Source organism: Streptomyces angustmyceticus (genome assembly GCF_040701845.1).
Lineage (GTDB): Bacteria > Actinomycetota > Actinomycetes > Streptomycetales > Streptomycetaceae > Streptomyces > Streptomyces angustmyceticus_A.
In genome coordinates this window covers 1-4,385 of the sequence record NZ_JBFBHQ010000054.1, presented here as the reverse complement: position 1 = coordinate 4,385, position 4,385 = coordinate 1, and the positions used below count along the sequence as shown (strand labels likewise).

General features: G+C 72.8%; 2 protein-coding genes. Both read left to right on the top strand.

Translation table 11 applies throughout. From position 1 onward, the window contains the following. On the top strand, positions 1 to 2,077 hold a 2,077-nt coding region (locus AB0411_RS37615), incomplete at its 5' end, for a type I polyketide synthase (RefSeq protein ID WP_366421711.1). A gap of 46 nt (positions 2,078 to 2,123) precedes the next feature. Next, positions 2,124 to 4,385, top strand: a 2,262-nt coding sequence (locus AB0411_RS37610) for a type I polyketide synthase (RefSeq protein WP_366421710.1), incomplete at its 3' end; no start/stop codon positions are given.

The following is a 4,385-nucleotide window of genomic DNA, read 5'->3' as shown; positions in this document are numbered from 1 at the left end:
GGGTGAGGTGTTGCCGGCGCTGTCGTCGTGGCGGCAGGGCCGGCGGCAGCGGAGCACGGTCGACGGCTGGCGCTACCGGATCGCCTGGCGGCCCCGACCCGAGCCGGAGAAAGCAGAGGTGCGGGGCAACTGGCTGCTCGTCGTTCCCGCCGGCCACCTGGACGACGACCTGGTGCAGGCGACCTCCCGCGGTCTGGGTGAACGGGCCCGCCTCCTGTCCGTATCAGCCACCGCCGACCGTGCGGAACTGGCGGCGCAGCTGGCGGCGCTGCACGGTGACGCCGATGCCCCGCTGCACATGGTGTCGCTGCTCGCGCTGGACGACCGGGATGCCGACGGCCACCGGGGAGTGCCCAGCAGCCTGCTCAGCACTATGGCCCTCACCCAGGCACTCGCCGACTCGGAGGTGAAAGCCCGCCTGTGGGCGGTCACTCAGGGCGCCGTCTCCACCGACCCCGCCGCAGGGGGACCGGAGGCCCACCGGGCGTCGGACCCGGTACGCAACCCCGGCCAGGCGGCCATCTGGGGTCTGGCCAGGGTCTTCGGCCTCGATCACAGCGATCGCTGGGGTGGTCTGATCGACCTGCCGGGAACCCTCGACGACGAGGCGCTGCGCCGTTTCCTGTCCCTGCTCAGCGGTGAGGGCGGCAGCCCGGACGAGTACGCCGTCCGCCCGTCCGGCGTGCACGTCCGGCGCATGGTGCGGGCGCCCCTCGACCCGTCGGCCGTCGCCGAGCCGTGGCGGCCGCGCGGCACCGTTCTCGTCACCGGGGGCACCGGCGCTCTTGGTGCCCATGTGGCGCGGGCGCTCGCGGAGGGCGGTGCCGAGCACCTGGTACTCGCCGGCCGGCGCGGACCGGACGCCCCCGGCGCCTCCGAATTGTCCGCCGAGCTGACCGCACTCGGAGCGCGTGTCACCGTGGCCGCCTGCGACGTGACCGACCGGGCCGCGGTGGCCAAGCTGCTGGACTCGCTCACCGACGAGACGCCGCTGACCGCCGTGGTGCACACCGCGGGCGTCGTCGGCGAGGCCCGTCCCCTCGACGAGACGCCCCTCGACGACGCCATGGCCGCCGTACACGCCAAGATCTCCGGTGCCTGCCACCTCGACGAGCTGCTGGCCGATCACCCGCTGGACGCCTTCGTGCTGTTCTCCTCCGGCGCCGGTGTGTGGGGCAACGGCGGACAGGGCCCGTACGCGGCAGCCAACGCCGCCCTCGACGCACTGGCCGAATGGCGCCGGGCACAGGGCCGCCCGGCCACCTCCATCGCCTGGGGTGCCTGGGCGGGCGGCGGCATGGTCGACGAGGCCGTGGCCGAGCAGCTGAGCCGGCGCGGGGTGCCCGCAATGGATCCCGGACCGGCCGTACACGCCCTGCGGGAAGCCGTCGAGCAGGGGGAGACCACCCTCGTCGTCGCCGACATCCGGTGGGACCGCTTCCTCCCCGCCTACACGGTGAGCGGGCCCCGGCCGCTTCTGGACGAGCTCCCGGACGTACGGCAACTGCTCGACGGCCAGAAGGAGGAGCAGGCGGACGAGGCCGGCGACAAGGGATCGGACCTCCCGGAGAGACTGGCCGCGCTGCCGGAGCCCAAGCGCAGGCGCATGCTGCTGGACCTCGTCCGCACTCATGCGTCCGCCGTACTGGGGCACTCCTCGACCGAGGCGGTCCGGCCCGCGCGGGCCTTCCGCGAGCTGGGCTTCGACTCACTGACCGGCGTGGAGCTGCGCAACCGGCTCAACACCGCCACCGGACGGAAACTCCCCGCCACTTTGGTCTTCGACCACCCCACACCGACCGCACTCGCCGCGTACCTGCGGGACGCCCTGCTCCCCCCGGAACCGGAGGGAGGGGGCGATGCCCCGGTGCTCCCCGAGCTGCAACAGGTCGCGAGCGCGCTGCAAGCGGCCACCGACGACGACACCCGGCGGGCGCTCACCGAAGGGCTGCGCGGCCTGCTCGCCCACTGGGAAGGCCAGGAGCCGCTACCGGCAAAGACCGTCGACGACGAACTCGCGGAAGCGAGCGATGAGGACATGTTCGACCTGATCGACAGGGAACTCGGGATCGGCTGATCCGGAACGCACACCGACCGCCGGTTTCTTGAAGGGCTGACGCTACATGGACAACGAGGACAAGCTCCGCGACTACCTCAAGCGGGTCACCACCGACCTGCGGCAGACCCGCCGCAGGCTGCAGGAGGTGGAGTCGCGGGAGCACGATCCCATCGCGATCGTCGCCATGGCCTGCCGCCTCCCGGGAGGAGTGGCCTCTCCGGAAGAACTGTGGCGGCTGGTGGCCGAAGGCACCGACGCCATCGGGCCCATGCCGACCGACCGGGGCTGGGACGTGGACAAGCTGTACGACCCGGACCCCGACCGGCCCGGCAGCAGCTACGTCCGCCAGGGCGGTTTTCTCTACGACGCCCCGGAGTTCGACGCCGGCTTCTTCGAGATCTCCCCGCGCGAGGCGATCGCGATGGACCCGCAGCAGCGGCTGCTCCTGGAGACCTCCTGGGAGGTCTTCGAGCGTGCGGGCATCGACCCGACGTCGGTGCGCGGCAGCGGAGCCGGCGTCTTCGTCGGGTCCAGCAACCAGGGCTACGCCGCTGCCGCCGACGGGAGCACCGCCCCCGAGGGCGTCGAGGGCCACCTGCTGACCGGAGGCTCGGCCGCCGTGCTCTCCGGACGGCTCGCCTACAGCTTCGGGCTGGAGGGCCCGGCCGTCACCGTCGACACCATGTGCTCGTCCTCGCTGGTCGCCCTGCATCTCGCCGTTCAGGCGCTGCGGCACGGCGAGTGCGAGATGGCGCTCGCCTGCGGAGCGACCGTGATGTCCTCGGCACGGAACTTCGTGGAGTTCAGCCGGCAGCGGGGGCTGGCGCGGGACGGTCGCTGCAAGCCGTTCGCCGCGGCCGCGGATGGCACGGCCTGGGGCGAAGGCGTCGGCGTCCTGCTGCTGGAACGCCTGTCGGAGGCCCGCCGCAACGGCCATCCGGTACTGGCGGTGATACGCGGCAGCGCCACCAACCAGGACGGTGCGTCGAACGGTCTGACCGCGCCGAACGGTCCCTCGCAGCAGCGGGTGATCCGTGCCGCGCTGGCCAATGCCGGGCTGTCGGCCGCTGAGGTGGATGTGGTGGAGGCGCACGGTACGGGGACGTCGCTGGGCGATCCGATCGAGGCGCAGGCGTTGCTGGCGACGTACGGGCAGGAGCGGGAGGCGGACCGGCCGCTGTGGCTCGGTTCGGTCAAGTCGAACATCGGGCATGCGCAGGCCGCCTCCGGCATCGCCGGCGTGATGAAGATGGTGCAGGCGCTACGCCATGGCGTCCTGCCCGCGACGCTCCATGTCGATGCGCCCTCCCCGCATGTCGACTGGTCGACGGGGAGCATCCGTCTGCTCACCGACGAGACGGCATGGCCCGAGACCGACGCGCCCAGGCGGGCCGGTGTCTCGTCGTTCGGCGGCAGCGGCACGAACGCCCATGTCCTGCTCGAACAGGCGCCGGCGGAGGAACCTGCCGACGAACCCGCTGACGAACGGCCCGCAGCGACCGTTCCCGCAGAGGCCGCTCCCGCAACGGCCGATCCCGCTGAGGACGCGGCGGCCGTCGCGCTGCCCTGGGTGGTTTCCGGGCGTTCGGCGACGGCCTTGCGCGCGCAGGCAGACCGACTGGCGTCGTGGGCGGAGACCGCCGGACAGCCGCCGGCGGACACGGGACATGCCCTGGTGGCCTCGCGTGCGGCCCTGGAACACCGGGCCGTGGTGGTGGGTTCCGACCAGGACGCGCTGGTCGCCGGGCTGCGTGCCGTGGCGGAGGGCGAGACCCCCGCCGGTGCGGTGGTGGGCGATGCGGGAACCCTGGAGGGCGATGCCGATGTGGTGTTCGTCTTCCCGGGGCAGGGGTCGCAGTGGGCGGGGATGGCGGTGGAGTTGTGGGACTCCTCGCCGGTGTTCGCGCGCCGGTTGGCGGAGTGTGAGGCGGCGTTGGAGCCGTTCACGGACTGGTCGTTGAGTGGTGTGCTGCGGGGCGCTGAGGGCGCGCCGGGTTTGGACCGGGTGGATGTGGTCCAGCCGGTGTTGTGGGCGGTGATGGTGTCGTTGGCGGAGGTGTGGCGGGCTCATGGCGTCGAGCCGGCCGCGGTGGTCGGTCACAGCCAGGGGGAGATTGCCGCGGCGTGTGTGGCCGGGGCGTTGACGCTGGAGGACGGCGCGCGGGTGGTGGCGTTGCGGAGCAAGGCGATCCGTGCGCTGTCGGGTCGTGGCGGGATGGTGTCGGTGGCGCTGCCGTCGTCCGAGGTGTCGGAGCTGATCGGGCCGTGGGACGGCCGGATCTCGATAGCGGCCGTCAACGGCCCCACGTCCGTGGTGGTTTCCGGT